Source organism: Mesorhizobium sp. M0296 (genome assembly GCF_040321675.1).
GTDB lineage: Bacteria > Pseudomonadota > Alphaproteobacteria > Rhizobiales > Rhizobiaceae > Mesorhizobium.
The window spans coordinates 13,151-29,138 of the sequence record NZ_JAMYRZ010000019.1; the positions used below are offsets into that span (position 1 = coordinate 13,151).

Consider the following 15,988-nt stretch of genomic DNA (forward strand, 5'->3'; position numbering starts at 1 on the left):
GCCTTACATACCGCACGGGCCAAGCTGGGCCGCACTCCGGATTACTCCAACCTCGTTTTCAATCTCGACCTTGGTGCCAAATGGCTTCGACAGCTTCTGTAGCCGCTCGAGAATGGCCTTTGCTTGCGGCGCGGATGCCAAGCGTGGCACCCCTCGGTTCGCCAACCGCTGTGTGCGCCGAAGCTCAATTGGATACAATCTCAGTTCGGCAAGCTGATTTTTCTCGTAACGGCTTACGCTTATCACGCTCTCATAGTAAAGTGGAGCGGAAAGCGATATAAAGCCCTCTTGAATTGGATAGCCTACTGCCATTTCATGAGCTGTTACGTCCGCATCCGTATTGAACCTCGGATCTTTACCGTGTGCATCAAACATGTCAGCCCCGATCGGCGTTCTTAAGTCTTGGTTAAAGAAATTCCCCAAGCCGTAAAAGATGGGCCGGCCTTTATAGATTTCGATGCCCCGCACATGATGCGGTCCGTGATTTATGTAGGCATCGGCTCCGGCGTCGATCGTCTTACGAGCAAATGTTTGCTCATAATCAGGCGGTTGGTCGGTGAATTCCCCCGGCTCGTGTCCATGGTTCGTGGCCATGCAGAAATCCGCGAACTGCTTCCCACGACGCAAATTGCGCAGAATATTGTCGACGTCGCGCGAACTGGGTTCAAAGCTGTATCCTGCTATTTCCCCTGACTTGAAAACTACCTCGCCAATAACCACACGCGATGCATCTTTCGGCGCGGGGACATACCAAGGAAGTAACTCGCGCACCTGCCGGAGCTGCTCTAGCATCTCCGGTGGAACCACTATGCTTTTTGCCAAGCGAAGGGAGTTCAGTCCTGGCCTGCCCGGCGCCTCGCCGGCGGGGTCGCACGCTCGGGCCATGGGCATGAAGGTTGTAGCAAATGACACCATCGCCACACGCCCGCGGGGCGTTTCCAAATACCGGGCCGCACCGGCTTGCGCGAGATTCTCGCCGGCACCCGCATGGACGATGCCGTTTTCATCAAGTGCCCGGGTTGTCTCGCGCATACCTTCGACACCCCAGTCCAGTGTATGGTTATTGGCGCGACTAACCATATTGAAGCCCATCGCTTTCAAATCAGCTCCAAGCTCCGGAACACCGATCAAATATGCGCCGCCGTACTCGGCTTGCGGGCACCCTTTAGACTGAACATCCAGGATGTTGGTTTCCAAATTGCCGAACTGGACGTCCACTCCATCGAAGATCCTGAGAACATCGGCAAAGCCTGGATGATAGCCTTTTGTTACAGGCCCGGCGTAAAGAAGGTCGCCGACTGCCGCCATAGTGAAACCGTCTGCAACGTTCGTGTCGATTGAACCCACTGCATCAAAGCCACCATCCCGGAGGGTCGAAAGGTGACCATCTTCGTGAGAAGCCATATGCTATTTCCTTTGTTTCAAGAGCATCAGTTTCACTGGTCTACACTTGTTTCTCAATGCGTCGGGCTCGGATGAGGCTCAAGTACATCAGCAGGCGAATGATCGTCCGCTACAGCCGGTTGGACCGGGATGTCAGAGGCTGGAGCACGCACATGACAGGCCACCGCCCGCCCGTCTGCCATCGGCACCAAAGGTGGCACGTCGATGCGGCAGCGCTCGACAGCGAGCGGGCAACGGGGATGAAACGCACACCCGGTCGGCGGGTTGATCGGGCTTGGCACCTCGCCCTCGACGGGCGCCTCCAGTCGAACTCGCGTGGGATCCGGGACAGGTGCCGCCGCGAGTAGCGCCTCGGTGTAGGGGTGGACCGGCTTAGCGAACAGCGCCTCGCATGAGGAGAGCTCCACGATCCGGCCCAAATACATGACCGCGACGCGATGGCCGATATGCTCCACAACGCCAAGGTCATGCGAGATGAAGACGAAAGCGATACCCATCTGTTGTTGCAGATCCATGAGCAGGTTGAGGATCTGTGCCTGCACGGAAACATCAAGGGCCGATACTGCTTCGTCAGCGATGATAAGCGAGGGCTGGAGTGACAGGGCGCGTGCGATGCCGAGCCGCTGGCGCTGGCCACCCGACAGCTCGGACGGAAGCCTGTGCATCATCTCGGGCGACATTCCCACCTTCTGGAGAAGGTCCGCGGCAAGGGCCTCGCGTTGCTTGCGGGTGAGACGCACATAATTTTCGACCGGTTCGGTGATAATCAGTCCGGCGGTGAGACGCGGGTTTAGCGACGAGTAAGGATCCTGAAACACCATCTGCATCCGACGGCGATACGCGCGAAGATCGTGCTTCTTGAGGCCAGCAATATCGGTGCCATCGATCAGCACGCGTCCACTAGTCGGGTCCACGAGCCGCATTAATAGGCGTGCAACGGTGGACTTGCCGCAGCCGGATTCACCGACGATGCAAAGCGTCTCGCCGGCCTCGACGGAAAAGGATACATCATCCACCGCTCGGATCACCGGGATGGTCTTCTTGAGGAATCCCGCCCCAAGCGGATAATGCTTGGTCAGATTCTCGACTTTCAGCAGAGGACAGTTCATGCGCCCATCACCTCTTCAGCGCGCCAGCAAGCCGCGGCGTGGCTCGACCCGACATCACGCAGGATGGGTGTCTTCTCTCGGCACATATCGATAGCGAATGGGCAGCGAGGCGCAAAGCTGCAGCCGACAATGGGCTCGCGCAGGTTTGGCACAATCCCGGGAATTTCTGGAAGGCGCCGCTGGCGGCCACGCCGCGGATCAGGCACCGATCGCATGAGGCCCTGCGTGTAGGGGTGCGCGGGACGCGCAAACAGATCTATCACGTTCGCTTGTTCTACGATCCGGCCGGCATACATCACGATCACGCGTTGGCATGTCTCGGCTACAACGCCCAGGTCATGCGTTATGAACATGACTGCCGTTCCCGTGCGCTCTTTGAGATCGACGATGAGCCGCAGGATCTGTGCCTGGATGGTGACATCAAGCGCGGTCGTCGGCTCGTCGGCAATCAACAGTTCCGGGGAGCAGGCAAGGGCCATCGCGATCACGACGCGTTGGCGCATGCCGCCTGACATCTCATGGGGATAGTTGCTGACGCGACGCTCGGGGTCCGCGATGCGGACGAGACGGAGCATCTCTGCGGCCTTTTCCATGGCCACGGAGCGGGATGCTTTAGTGTGGATCTGCACCGCCTCGGCTATCTGGTGGCCGACCGTATAGACCGGATTCAGGCTCGTCATTGGCTCCTGGAAGATCATGGCGATCTGGTCGCCGCGGATCTGTCGCATCTCCCGATCAGACAGGTCGAGGAGGTCACGCCCGTGAAAGCGGATCTCGCCGCCGACGGTCTTGGCCGTGAGCTTCGGTAGCAGTCGAAGGATGGAGAGGGCAGTGACGCTCTTGCCGCATCCCGATTCGCCGACGACGCCGAGCGTCTCGCCTTTCTTCACCTGGAAGCTGATGCCGCCGAGGGCCCGGGTAACGCTGTCTTCGCCGTAAAAGCGCGTCTCAAGGCCTCGAACATCGAGAAGCACATCGTTCCCTACAGTTTCATGCATCTGCACGTTAGCGCCTCCGCTTGGCGCGGGGGTCGAACAGGTCACGCAAACCGTCCCCGAGCAGGTTGACGGCAAGGACCGTGACGGCAAGACAGATGCCTGGGGCAAAGATGGTCAACGGGGCGATGGCGAGATACAGGCGCGAACTGGCGATCATGTTGCCCCAGCTCGGAATCTCGGGCGGCACGCCCACGCCGAGGAAACTCAGTCCCGCCTCCGTCAGGATCGCGCTGGCGCAGACAGTAGCCCCCTGGACCATCAGCGGCGGAATGGTGCTTGGCAGGATATGCCGCCACAGCACCTTGGGCAGGCGCGCACCGCCGCAGATCGCGGCCTCCACATAGGGACGCTCGCGAACACCCAGAACCACCGACCGAACCAGCCGCGCGACGGCCGGCGTCTCGGGAATCGCAATGGCGACGACGAGAATGCCAATGCCGGGGCCTGTAAGAGAAATAAGGGCGATGGCAAGCAAAATGGTCGGGATGGACATCAGGCCGTCCATGACCCGCATGACGACGTTGTCAAAGCTGCGGCTATAGCCGGCGATGATACCGATCAGAGCCCCGGCAAGAGCAGCGCATGCCGCCGACATCAATCCGACCATGAGGGAGATCCGGGCGCCGAAGATCGTTCGCGCAAACACGTCCCGGCCCAGATTGTCGCTCCCGAACCACATCTCGGCGGAAGGCGGCTGGAGGCGCTTGAACGGATCCATGTTTGCCGGATCGCCGGCGTAAATCGGGGCAGCGAGCGCCAGCATGACCAGAAGCGCCAACAGGCCGCCGCCTGCAATGACCAGTGGATGACGCCTTGCCAGACGAGGAAGGTCAGATATTCGCAGGCGGCCCGTCGGAACGTATTCAACTGGTGCGGAGAGGAGGGTCATATCAGTACCGGATGCGGGGATCGATCAGCGTGTAGGTCAGATCGACCGTGAGATTGATAAGGACGTACAGACCCGAAGTCAGGATGAGCACACTCTGGATGATGGGATAGTCGCGGTTGTTGATTGCATCCACCACCAGACGACCGATGCCGGGTATGTTGAACACTGTTTCGGTGAGGACGACGCCGCCGATCAGATAGGCGAAGCTTATGCCGATCACGGTCAGGATCGGCACGCCGGCATTCTTCAACGCATGGTGGACAAGCATGGCATAGGACGAAGCCCCCTTGGCGGCGGCCGTTCGCATATAGTCTTCCGACAGGACTTCCAGCATGCTCGCCCGCGTAACCCGGGCGATGAATGCAATGTAGCCGAGGCCCAAGGCCACGGTGGGCAGGATCAGGTGCACGAACCAGGGCCAGAGACCAATTTCGATCGGCTTATATCCCTGGACCGGCAACCAGTGTGTCCTGATCGCGAAGACGTATATGAGGAAATAGCCGATGACAAACACCGGGACGGAATAACCAATTGCGGAAAAGGCCGCCAGGAGGCGGTCGATGAGACCGCCAGTTCGCCAAGCGGCAAGGATGCCGAAAGAGACCCCGACCGACACCGAAAGGATCATCGTCAGGACTGACAGGGAAAGCGTCGGTTCAAGCCGCTGCGAGATCAGCTCAAGAACCGGTCGCCCGGAGAATATCGAGATGCCGAAATCGCCGCCGAGCATATCCCGCACCCAACGTATGAACTGAAGCGGTAGGGGATCGTTCAGTCCCAGCTGCTCGCGGATGCCGGCGATCATCTCCTCCGTGGCCGACCTGCCAGCGAGAATCGCCGCCGGATCGCCCGGTGCAAGCCTGAGAAGCAGGAACACGAAGATCCCGACCATCGCCATAACGGCGATGGTCGAAACAATTCTTCGAACGATATAGCCAGTCATTACGCCGGAACCTTCTTCATGTTCCACATCGGGACCAGCTGCGGCATGCCAATCAGTCCAGTCAGGGTCTTCCGGCGCGCGATAGGAACAACGTATTTTCCCAACCTCACATCGCCGACGAAGTCCCACCAGATTGCCTGCATCTTGCGGGCCAGGTCCTTTCGTTCTTCGACCGCTTCGGTATTTGCCCATTTGGCGCGCAGCGCTTCATATTCGTCATTCTTCGGCCAGCCGTACCAAGCCTGGTCGCCATTCGCGGGTAGCATGGGATCTGTGAGCGGATTGCTGAGCCCGTAATCATTTTCGGTCGTAATGAAGATGTTCCAGCCCCCGTCCTCAACCGGGCCTTTGTTTGCCCGACGAACGGAGAGCGCGCCCCAATCCATAGCCGCGAGTTCGGCATTGACCCCAATCTTCTGCAGCGTCGAAGCCAATAGTTGCGAGGCGTTGTCTCCCTCGTGCCAGTCCGTCGGATCGAGAATAACGATCTTCTCACCCGCGTAGCCGGCCTCCTGGAAAAGCTGCTTGGCCTTTTCCGGGTTACCTCCCTTCTTGTACCATCCAGTGTTTTCGTCGTTCGAATAAGGTGGGGTGCTTCCAAAGATCGAAGTTATGGCACTGGAGTATTTTGGGTCGGGGGCCATGACGCGCATAAACGCCTCCTGATCAATGAGGTGGAGGATCGCTTGGCGCGCCTTGATATTGCCAAATGGTGGCTGCAGGAAATTCATACGTAAGACGGCGTCCTGGCCGGTGTCCCGAACCTGAAGTTCGAGATTGGGATCGCTCTCGATCAAGGAATAGAAGTCAGCCGGCGGCGTCTCGTAATAATCAATCTCACCCGCTTGCAAAGCCGCCATCGCCGTCTGCTGGTCGGCGATAACTTCCCAAATGACGCGATCGACGTTCACGATCTTTCCGCCGGCCATACCGTCAGACGGCTCTTTACGGGGTACATAGTTTTCGTTTCGATCGAAGGTGTAGCTTGCCCCGGGTTTGGAAAGAGCTTCGTTGAACTTAAATGGTCCCGAGCCGATGGTCGTGGTCACCTGCTCGGTTGCGGGCCGGTTCGCGTCTTTCTCGCGCATGATAAACAGACACGGCGGCGTAAGATCCCCCAGGATATCGACCAGGGGGCCCAAGGGCTCCTTGAGTACGATCTTGAAAGTCTTATCGTCCTTCTTGGAGACATCGCTGGCGCGCGCCATGATCATTTGCCCACCTGGGGCCACCTGGCCCCAGCGACGGATCGACGCAACACAGTCTGCCGCGGTGACGGGAGTGCCATCATGCCAGCCTAAACCGTCGCGTAGCTCAAAGGTATAAGTCTTTTTGTCGTCGGAAACGCCCCATTTCCTTACCATCTGCGGCTGTGGCATGAACTTCGCGTCGAGCGAGAACAGTGTGTCGTAAATTGCCGCCCCGTAGTCTGCTGTAACATTCGTCGCAGTATAAATTGGGTCGAAGATGCTCAAGCCGTGCGTCTTAACCATGTGCACTGTTCGCGTGGCAGCTGGTGCAGATTGCGCCCGCAGGACAGAAGGGATCGATAGAGCCGTTCCGGCGGCCAAACCGGCCTTGAGGATTTCGCGCCGAGAAATTGTCATGTTTAGTTCCCCTTTTAGCTAGCGGTGCGACTAACCCGCGCTTGTTTTGTGCCTTGTCGATACCACGATCGAGTCGCGTGATTATTGGCACCTTGGAATAATACCCCCAGGGAGAGAGAACTTGCGTCAAAATGCGGCGACTGCTGAAATGCGAGCAGCACAAAGCCGCACGGTTTGAAATGCATCGCGCGGGGTGGGCTGCAGTTCGTAATCTCCCGCCCATGTCCGCGCCCGACTGCAGCACGGCCATCAACGTGAGAGCGCGTATCGCAGGAAACCCAGATCGTGTCGCGCTATACTCGGCGCCTCAGGGTGGTATGATCGAGCGTCTGCCCCATCAGCTGCAGCACCGCCTCCAGATCAGAATAGCGGGGCGGGACGCCACGCGTATTGCGTCTTGGCGTTTGATACCTGGTCAGGGCTTCCGGCGTACCACAGGGTCAAACTGCCACGATGACGAAGTCCTGCCACATATTCTGGCCAGTTCATCACCCTGAACTTCATCTTCTCGAGACGATGACGGCGGACGCTATTGTGTTTGGAAGGCATGACTAAACCACAAGGGCTGTTGCGGTTCCGTCCTGCCTAACTCAGACCTGAACGATCCATGCACCAACGCCGAAGCGGTAGGATCTTGGTGCTAGGGACGCCGAGGCGGTCGCCGAGATATCCCAGAAGCTGAGACCGAGTGTGTTGCAGGTCTTCATCATGCTGCCCATGGTGTCGCGGCGGCACGGCCCTAATCGCTGTGGGTTAGTGTCGGTGGCGTGATGAGGGCTAGCAGGTGTTTGGGGATGAGCTCGGCGCGCAGTGCTGAGAGCCGATAGATCGATCCTTCGATCTGGACGACGGCCGCACGGCCGCACGGTGAACCAGTCGGTTGAAAAGTGCGGTGCGACGACAGTGTCTTGATGACACCAGCGTTAAGGGGTCCCGTCTATACGACCAACCACCAAACTAAGTCAGGGAGTCAAGTGTCGGAATTGCGTGAGCGGAAGGAACTCCGCAACTTCCGGAAGGCGGCCGACATATACGCTCGGTTCACCATTCTGGATTTACTGACGTTCCTGAGACGGCGTGTGTCCGAAATGCTCGGCATACGAGGCTGAGAAATAGGAACTCGAGCAGAACCCAGTCGCGATGGCGATATCAACATTTGCAAGATTAGTGTGCAGCAGCAGATCCCGGGCGTGTTCGAGCCGAATGATCTTGTAGTAGCGGGCGGGCGGGTAACCTGTGTGCCGCTGAAAAAGACGCTCGAGATTCCTGACACTCAATCCAAAGGTGCGGGCGATTGAACCGATACTCAAAGGTTTCTCGAAGTTGCGCATCATCAGTCCGACGGCCTGGGCCAGGTGCGGAGGCAGCGTGTCGAGGCGGACGGAGCTGCCCGATCGCTGTTCGACATTCCCAGTCCTGATACGCTCGACTTGAAACTGGTTGGCGATGGACCGTGCCAGAACCGCGCCGTGTGCCTGCGTGATGATGTGCAGGATCAGGTCGAGAGAGGCGGTTCCGCCAGCGCACGTGTACCTGTTCATGTCGATGACGTAGAGTTGATTGCTTAGTTCAATGAACGGAAATTCCTCGCGGAAAGCTGGCTGCCCTTCCCAGTGCAGGGTGCATCGCGCATCGGTCAGCAGCCCTGCGCGGGCAAGAAAAACGGTGCCCATGGACAGCGCGCCCATATGGCACCCTTCGCGTGCCCGCCTTTTCAACATGACATTCAACCGGGTCTGGTCTTTCGCGACGAACGTCATGCCTGCGCAGACGAACAGGTACTCGGGTGCATCGGAAGTGCCGAAGCGCTCGTTCACATTTACGGAGATTCCGTTGGAGGCATGGGCTGCTGACCCATCCTCCGAAGAGAAGCGCCAGCTATAGGCCTCAAATCCGAGAAGTCGATTGGCCGCCCTCAGCGGCTCAATCGCGCAGGTCACCGACATCATGGAAAACAGATCGAGCAGCAAGAACTCGACGCACTCAGGTCGTTTTTCGTTGCCGCCAAGATTCATAGATGTGGCCACTCCTGGGACAATTTTGTATACAAGCCACTTCCGGATCCGGGTTCAAGAATCAATGCTGCTCGCATCAGGATCAAGGCCTTATCAGTGAACGGTCCAATCGAGTTCGCCGTAAATGCCGTTGATGGGGGAGTGCCAACTACAGACACCGCAGCGCGTCAATCACAGAAATGAAGCGATAACTTTCGGTAACGAGACCCTGTCCATTTCGGATGGCTTCGCGCCGTCGTTCGGCGGCTAGGCGGTCCACTTCGCCGATATCGGCATCCCTTTCCAATAGCCAGTTTCGGTAACTCGGATCGACTTCCTTGATCAGCACGCCCCTGTGTTGAGGGGCAGGTTCACGGACTACCGGCGGGCGCAACACACGGCCCGGATTATACTCGGTGCGCTTGTCGTTGCCAGAGACGATAAAATCAGGTCTCCCGACACGGCCGCTGGGCGAATAGGCGACTGCCGTGACGATTCGGTCGAGCGCTGCGTCCTCTTCCTTCGGTCGATGTTCTATATCTTGTGGCAGTCGGTCTGGCACGGCGAGCCTAGTGATGCCGCAATCGTTAATGGCATCTAGGACGGTGCGGGGGTCATCCGGCAGTATCTTTTCGCGCCGCCGAGGCCAGAAGTCGAACGCTGTATGGGCGCCATACCCCTTGCCTGAATGCAACGCGTAGATTTCCGGATAGATCTTCCGCTCGGCGCGACGACTGGGCTTTATATCGTAAAAAGAAGTGATCGCGATCTGCAGTAGGTGCGTCGCACCGAGACCGCCGAGCGGACTGTCGATAACCATGCCAAATCGGTCATGTGCATTCCAGGCCGGGAAGATGTCGGAGATCGAGCCTTTCCGGCCACCAATCTCGACGTCGAACATTTCGGATTTCAGAAGCGCTATGACGTGCATGTCTTGTTCTCCTCCGAATTGACGGCCGTTCTAGGGTCTGTTGAGATTCATCTGGAGTTTATCACGGCGGCGGCGAGATGGATGATGGCGTTGAAGCTCTGGTCGGTTTTGTCGGCGCGCATGGCGATACGTTTGAACTCTTTGAGTTTGCAGAAGAAGTTTTCGATCAGATGACGCCATTTGTACATCTCTTCGTCGACCAGAAGGGGAACGGTGCGACGGGGATGCTGGGAGATAACGATCTTGGTGCCGCGCTCGTTGAGGTCAGCGATGATAGCGTTGCTGTCGAAGGCCTTATCGGCGAGCAGCGCATCGAAAGAGAGACCGTCGATAAGCGGGGCGACGCCCACCGTGTCGAACCTCTGGCCGGGCAGCAGGACGAAGCGCACGAGATTGCCGAGCGCGTCGGTGAGAGCAAGAATCTTGGTCGTCATACCTCCCTTGGAGCGGCCTATGGCCTGGCTTTGAGTCCCCCTTTTGCGCCCTGTCCGTGGCGGTGGACCTTGACGATGGTGGCGTCGACCATGGCGTATTCCATATCCGGATGGTCCGAGCAGGCTTCGAAAAGCCGAATGAAAACATCGGCTTTGACCCAGTCGCGGTATCGCTTGAAGACGGTGTTCCAGTTGCCGAAAAAGGCCGGAAGATCACGCCAAGGGCTTCCTGTCCGCACGATCCAAAGCACCGCCTCGATGAAGCGGCGGTTGTCGCTTCCGCTTCGTCCGGGGTCCGTCGGCTTGCCCAGACAATGCGGTTCCATCTTCGCCCACTGGGCGTCCGTCAGTACAAATCGCGCCATTCAAAGCTTGAATCATAATCAGGCTCAAAGTGGAATCCTGAATCTCAACAGGCCCTAGCCAGGTTTGGGCATCAGCGTCGCGAGCTGATCCCACTCTGAGTCCGTCAAATCATTCGAGAGAGCTTGTCTCCTTGGCGATCTGCGGCATCCGGCCAAAGGCTCTGCCGCGTCCACATCCGGACCTTGATCATAACCCATCCTCAGGCGGAACCCTCAGCAAGCGATTTTCAAAACAGCCGTTCCAGACAATCGCCAGGCGTTAACCCTGCGCTGAAGTGTCCGGTTTCCCACATCGTCGGTCTCATCCAATGCTGGTGCCGAAGCGGGTCATGCCGCGCCAGAAGAGACCATGTCGACAGGACGCGGATCACCGATGCGAGCGAGATAGCCGCCAAGCATGCGATTTGGCGATTTGCAGCAGGTAAGCGGCGACCTGAGCCTCGGAAACGCGGGCGAATTCGGGACGCATGGTTCTCCCCTCCGCTTCCAGCGCAGGGCTTACCAGCCGAGCTTTTCGACAGCCACGGAGAGATCGTCGACCGGCAAGTTGGTCAGCAGCTTCATGTCGATCTGCTCGCGACCGGACGGTGGATTCCCTTCGAGGGCGATGATGTAAGTCGGAGCTCGCGGACCGTACCAATTCTGCTTGTCCACCGGCGGCAAGGTATTGATGGCGCCATGTTTTGGTTCTTAAGCCTTGGATCACTGAACTCGCTTTCCTTGAGCATGGTTCATCTTCACGCGCCGGCCCGCGGATTCCAGGCGTCCGGCGCGAAGCGCTTGTCCAACCCGATTAGCTCCAAGGATAAGGACTGTTCGAGGTTGGGTGCAGCTCACCCTTTTCATAGCGGCCTAGGCGGAACGGCTTTAGCAGGCGAGATTCGTGACCCAGGACCTCTCCTGCGACAAGCGCGCCCACGCCGATCATTTTGTAACCGTGGTTGGAGTCGGCGATCATGTAGACGTTCTCACGGAGTGCTTCGAAGACGGGGAAGTTGTCCGGTGTGAAGCAACCGATGCCGCCCGACGGCTCGCGGTGGAACTTGTCCATCGTACCTTCAAACCGTCTGTTGCAGTGAGCCAGTGCCGAGACCCACATATGGGCGAATTCCTCGCTAGCGATGAATTCCGGCGAAGACGGGCCGTAGGGATCGATCTGAACTTCGTCCACCGGTGTTTCGACCTTGTAAGGCATTGCACCACCTTGGACACCGCCGAAATTGAAGTCAGGCTTGTAGTAGATCCCCCACATCTTCTCCGTGATCAGACTTCCGTCGACGGTGGAGTAAAGCGGAGCGTCCGTGTCGACGTGGATGACCGGCGGCATCTTGCCATCGTTGGTCCTGAAGGTGTTAGGGTCGACACCGAGTACCCCCTCCTCAAGCTGCCAAAACCGCCACATGGGGATACCGCCATGGAGTTGTCCATCCTTGCTCTTGATCGTGACGGTCTGCGGTAGCTCCGCCATACGCCAAAAATCGCGGACCCACGGGCCTGCTCCGACGATGAGATAGTCGCATGTGATGTGGCCCTGATCGGTGTCAATGCCAGTCACGGCCGAGCTTGATCCGTTTGCGAAGATCATGCCAGTTACCCTCACCCCGGTCAGGATACGGACACCTTCGCTTTCTGCCTTCTTCGCCAGCGCGTAGATCGCCGCTGCGTTGTGGGCGTAGCCGCCCTTCTTTTCGTGAAGCACGGAGGTGATGTTCTTTGCCTGCCAATCCGAAAATAAGTCCTTCATGTAGGCGTCGCAGTCTGCTTTGCCTTCAACAAATACCGAGGAATAGCCGATGGCCTTTTGCTGCTCATAGATGCTGCGAACGTCTTCGTGCATCGATTCCGAGCTGATCTGCATGTAACCGACCGGGTTGTATTGATAGGCTTCGGCGTCGCTCTCCCAAACGCTAACTGAGTGTGCCATGAGCTCGCGCATCGCAGGCTGAAAGTAATTGTTGCGGACAACGCCGCAGGCAATGCCAGATGCTCCCGCCGCGATGCCGCTCTTATCGATCACAAGAATGTCCGTGCCCGAACCCTTGCGGGCTTTCTTGAGGGCCAGAGCCAGATGATATGCGGTAGACAGGCCATGGATGCCAGCGCCGATAATCACGTAAGGCGACGAATTAGGAAAGGCCATGGATTACCCCTTGTTGGCTTTGCGGTCTAAGACCCAGCATCTTCCGACCTTGAATGGGTTGGTGTTGGATTTTCGTCAAACCCGTCGGTAAAAACGCCAACCAACATGTCCAAGTTGGTTGACGGTCGCTTCTCCACTGGCTCGGCTGAGCCATATGAGCCAGCGGGCAATCGAGCATCGACGCCCGCAAGCGCAAAATTGTGGGTTGTGGACCGGGTCGCCGCTTCTTCGATAGGGCCTCGACGCGCTAATCGCTGAGACCTCAACGAAATATGAAGCCGACCAACCGTTACAGCGGCCGCTCACTGCGGGATCAGGGCAAAACAGATGCCTCTCATCCAGCGCCACCGGCCGGGCATCCGGAGTTTGCCCGCCGAACGGCGGGCTATATCGTTTATATGATGGTTTCAGGCCGGCGTTGATCCATGTGTGCAGAAGGAATCTGCCGCCCCTGCAGCAACAATTGTGGATGGGCGTGGGGGGCGTGCACCAATGGGCCGCCCGCAGGCAGCATAGCGCTGATTTTTATGCTCCCGGAAGCTGAATGTCAGCAACTGATCGAGAACAACGCACAGTGTTGCATAGGCCACCCTTTCGTTCAGCACGTGAATGCCGCGGTTGTGTTTGAGCAGGTTCAGAATGCCCGACGGCGCAGCTATTCGGTCAATCTCCGATACTATCTTCCCGGAGAAGGCGGCATAGGCCTACCGATCCGCGGGACCAATCCCTGTGAAACCAATGGCGCGATATCCTTCATTGTTCCGCGGGAGCTCATGACGGATGCTGGGTCGCCAAGATCATCAAGGAGTTGCAGGCGGTCTGTTCGAAACAAATCGGACAGGTTGATACGGGCGATGCGGGTCGCAGCATCCCGTCTGCATCAACGCCGATCTCTCTTCGGGCTTTTGCCGAAAAACGCCGAGTAGCAACGGGAGAAATGCGCCGCGCTTGAAAAGCCCGTGGCAAATGCAATCTCGGAAATCGACAGAGGGCTCTGCTGCAGAAGCCGGCGCGCGTGGACGAGCCGGAAATTTCGACAGACTTCCGTGTAGCCTGCCTTGAGATGCTCGGAGAACAGGCGGTCAAGATTGCGCGTGCTTACGCCCACATACGCGGCTATCTGCGCCCGGTCCAGCGGCTGTTCGATGGCCGCTTCGATCTTTGCCAATACATTAAGCAAGACGGGATGGTTGACGCCAAAACGCTCTGCGGCAGAAGCCCGCTGCGGCGCGGTCGGCTCCGCTACAGCAGTGTGAAGATACCAATCACTGACACGGCGGGCAAAATCGGCTCCCATTCTGTCGGCAATGAGGGCGTGCATCATGTCCAAAGGTGCCACCCCGCCGCCACATGTTATGCGGTTGCCATCCAGAACGAAACGAGCCTGCCTCGGCTTGAGATTTGGGAAAGCTTCTTTGAGAGCAGCCGCATGTTCCCAGTGAACCGTAAAGTCTCGTCCGTCGAGCAAACCGGCCGCTGCTAGAATGTAAGGCCCGCCTGAAATTCCCCCTATCCTGGCGCCGCTTCGAGAGAATTGCCGAAGAGCCGTATAAAGTGCAGGCGAACCCAATATCGACGGGTTACCGCCCGCGCATACGAAGATAGTGTCGAGCCGCGACTGGTCCATCCGTCGGCAGGGAACGATGGCGCCGGATGAGCTTGCGACCGGGGCGCCGTCCAAGGATAGCGTCTCGACATCGTAGAGTGACTGCCCTGCCAACAGGTTTGCGGCGCGCAAGGGCTCCGTTGCCGAGGCATAGGACATCAACGCGAACCCGGGCAAAAGTAGAAACCCTACAGTCTGGCTCAATCGGCTATTTTGCCGGTTCATGGCTTCTACGTGTCCTTTTTTGGCCGTCTTGTGCAACTCGTAACCGAAATTTCCCGCTATGGAAAGTCGAACGAGGCGGACGAGACCAATGCGCTACTCAGCTTTCTCAATTTTCGTGAACGGACTTCGCGGCAACACCGCCTGGAAGTCGGCATGGCATGCACCGGCGTTGAAGCCTCATTATGATGTAATCATCGTTGGTGGCGGCGGTCATGGCCTTGCTACGGCCTATTATCTTGCTAAGGAATTCGGCATCCGCAACGTCGCTGTTCTGGAAAAGAACTATATCGGCTCAGGCAATGTCGGCCGCAATACTACGATCATCCGCTCGAACTATCTTCTGCACGGCAACAACCCTTTCTATGAGCTTTCCATGAAATTTTGGGAAGGACTGGAACAGGATTTCAATTTCAACGCCATGGTCTCGCAGCGCGGCGTGCTCAACCTCTTCCACTCCGATGCGCAGTGCGATGCATATACTCGACGCGGCAACGCCATGCGGCTGCATGGCGTAGATGCCGATCTACTCGATCGCGAACAAGTGCGAGAAAAGCTTCCCTTCCTGAATTTTGAGAATGCGCGCTTTCCCATTCAGGGCGGCCTGCTCCAGCGGCGCGGCGGCACTGTCCGGCATGACGGCGTCGCATGGGGTTATGCTCGTGGCGCCGATTCGATGGGCGTCGACATCATCCAGGAATGCGCAGTCACGGGAATACGCCGTGCCAACGGTAAAGTGATCGGTGTCGAGACCTCCAGGGGCTTCATCGGCTGTGGCAAGCTCGCACTGGCAGCTGCCGGCAATTCCTCCCAGGTAGCCGCGATGGCCGACATGAGGCTCCCTATCGAGAGTCATGTGCTGCAGGCTTTTGTCTCGGAAGGCCTGAAGCCGTTCATCGACTGTGTTGTTACCTTCGGCGCCGGACATTTCTACGTTTCGCAGTCCGACAAGGGAGGCCTTGTGTTCGGTGGCGATATCGACGGCTATAATTCCTACGCCCAGCGCGGCAATCTCGCCACGGTCGAACACGTCATCGAAGCCGGCAAGGCGATGATCCCAGCTCTTTCGCGCGTTCGGGTCCTTCGGTCCTGGGGCGGCATCATGGACATGTCGATGGATGGGTCGCCGATCATCGACCGCACGTCAATCGACAATCTCTATCTCAATGCGGGATGGTGCTACGGCGGCTTCAAGGCCACGCCGGCCTCGGGCTTCTGTTTCGCTCACCTCATCGCCCTGAACGAGCCGCATGCCGTCACCCGCGAAATGCGTCTCGACCGGTTCGAGCGCGGCTATGTCATCGACGAGAAGGGCCAAGGCGCCCAACCGAACCTCCACTGATTTC

Annotated in this window: 13 protein-coding genes and 1 pseudogene; 1 reads left to right on the top strand and 13 read right to left on the bottom strand. The window is 58.1% G+C overall.

Features of this window, described 5'->3' with window-relative positions; translation table 11 throughout:
* Window positions 1–3 precede the first annotated feature (3 nt).
* From NKI97_RS18910 to NKI97_RS18970, 13 genes and pseudogenes are all read right to left on the bottom strand, one after another.
* On the bottom strand, window positions 4–1,404 hold the full coding sequence (locus NKI97_RS18910) for a CapA family protein (RefSeq protein ID WP_352835828.1): 1,401 nt from the start codon (window positions 1,402–1,404) through the stop codon (window positions 4–6).
* A gap of 53 nt (window positions 1,405–1,457) precedes the next feature.
* A complete protein-coding gene (locus NKI97_RS18915) occupies window positions 1,458–2,513 on the bottom strand; it encodes an ABC transporter ATP-binding protein (RefSeq protein ID WP_352835830.1) in 1,056 nt (351 codons plus the stop codon).
* Entirely contained in the window at window positions 2,510–3,511 is a 1,002-nt protein-coding gene (locus NKI97_RS18920; protein WP_352836042.1) for an ABC transporter ATP-binding protein, read from the bottom strand. The genes NKI97_RS18915 and NKI97_RS18920 overlap by 4 nt, the downstream gene beginning before the upstream one ends.
* 7 nt (window positions 3,512–3,518) lie before the next feature.
* A complete protein-coding gene (locus NKI97_RS18925; RefSeq protein ID WP_135913985.1) occupies window positions 3,519–4,400 on the bottom strand; it encodes an ABC transporter permease in 882 nt (293 codons plus the stop codon).
* A 1-nt stretch (window position 4,401) separates the two neighbouring features.
* On the bottom strand, window positions 4,402–5,343 hold the full coding sequence (locus NKI97_RS18930; RefSeq protein WP_352836045.1) for an ABC transporter permease: 942 nt from the start codon (window positions 5,341–5,343) through the stop codon (window positions 4,402–4,404).
* Complete coding sequence (locus NKI97_RS18935; protein WP_352835833.1) at window positions 5,343–6,950, bottom strand: ABC transporter substrate-binding protein; 1,608 nt, start codon at window positions 6,948–6,950, stop codon at window positions 5,343–5,345. The genes NKI97_RS18930 and NKI97_RS18935 overlap by 1 nt, the downstream gene beginning before the upstream one ends.
* Before the next feature lie 299 nt (window positions 6,951–7,249).
* Window positions 7,250–7,499, bottom strand: a pseudogene (locus NKI97_RS18940) (IS5/IS1182 family transposase); the annotation flags it as partial.
* A gap of 506 nt (window positions 7,500–8,005) precedes the next feature.
* Window positions 8,006–8,965, bottom strand: a complete 960-nt coding sequence (locus NKI97_RS18945; protein WP_135913982.1) for a GlxA family transcriptional regulator — start codon at window positions 8,963–8,965, stop codon at window positions 8,006–8,008.
* Between the two features lie 148 nt (window positions 8,966–9,113).
* The gene (locus tag NKI97_RS18950) at window positions 9,114–9,875 is read right to left on the bottom strand and encodes a hypothetical protein (protein WP_135913981.1); all 762 of its coding nucleotides are present in this window, start codon (window positions 9,873–9,875) and stop codon (window positions 9,114–9,116) included.
* A gap of 47 nt (window positions 9,876–9,922) precedes the next feature.
* Window positions 9,923–10,674 (bottom strand): IS5 family transposase gene (locus NKI97_RS18955; RefSeq protein ID WP_352835837.1). Its coding sequence is split into 2 segments (ribosomal slippage): window positions 9,923–10,344 and window positions 10,344–10,674, totalling 753 coding nucleotides; the frame shifts between segments, so codons are not numbered across the junction.
* Window positions 10,675–11,172: 498 nt separating this feature from the next.
* Window positions 11,173–11,328 (bottom strand): hypothetical protein, encoded by a 156-nt coding sequence (locus NKI97_RS18960; RefSeq protein WP_352835839.1) that lies wholly within the window; start codon window positions 11,326–11,328, stop codon window positions 11,173–11,175.
* Window positions 11,329–11,467: 139 nt separating this feature from the next.
* Window positions 11,468–12,814, bottom strand: a complete 1,347-nt coding sequence (locus tag NKI97_RS18965) for an NAD(P)/FAD-dependent oxidoreductase (RefSeq protein ID WP_135913980.1) — start codon at window positions 12,812–12,814, stop codon at window positions 11,468–11,470.
* 880 nt (window positions 12,815–13,694) lie between these two features.
* Complete coding sequence (locus tag NKI97_RS18970; protein WP_352836048.1) at window positions 13,695–14,645, bottom strand: GlxA family transcriptional regulator; 951 nt, start codon at window positions 14,643–14,645, stop codon at window positions 13,695–13,697.
* A gap of 88 nt (window positions 14,646–14,733) precedes the next feature.
* Between NKI97_RS18970 and NKI97_RS18975 the strand changes: the two genes are divergently transcribed.
* Window positions 14,734–15,984 carry a sarcosine oxidase subunit beta family protein gene (locus NKI97_RS18975; protein WP_352835841.1) on the top strand — a complete coding sequence of 417 codons (1,251 nt, stop codon included), beginning with the start codon at window positions 14,734–14,736 and terminating at the stop codon, window positions 15,982–15,984.
* Window positions 15,985–15,988: the final 4 nt, after the last annotated feature.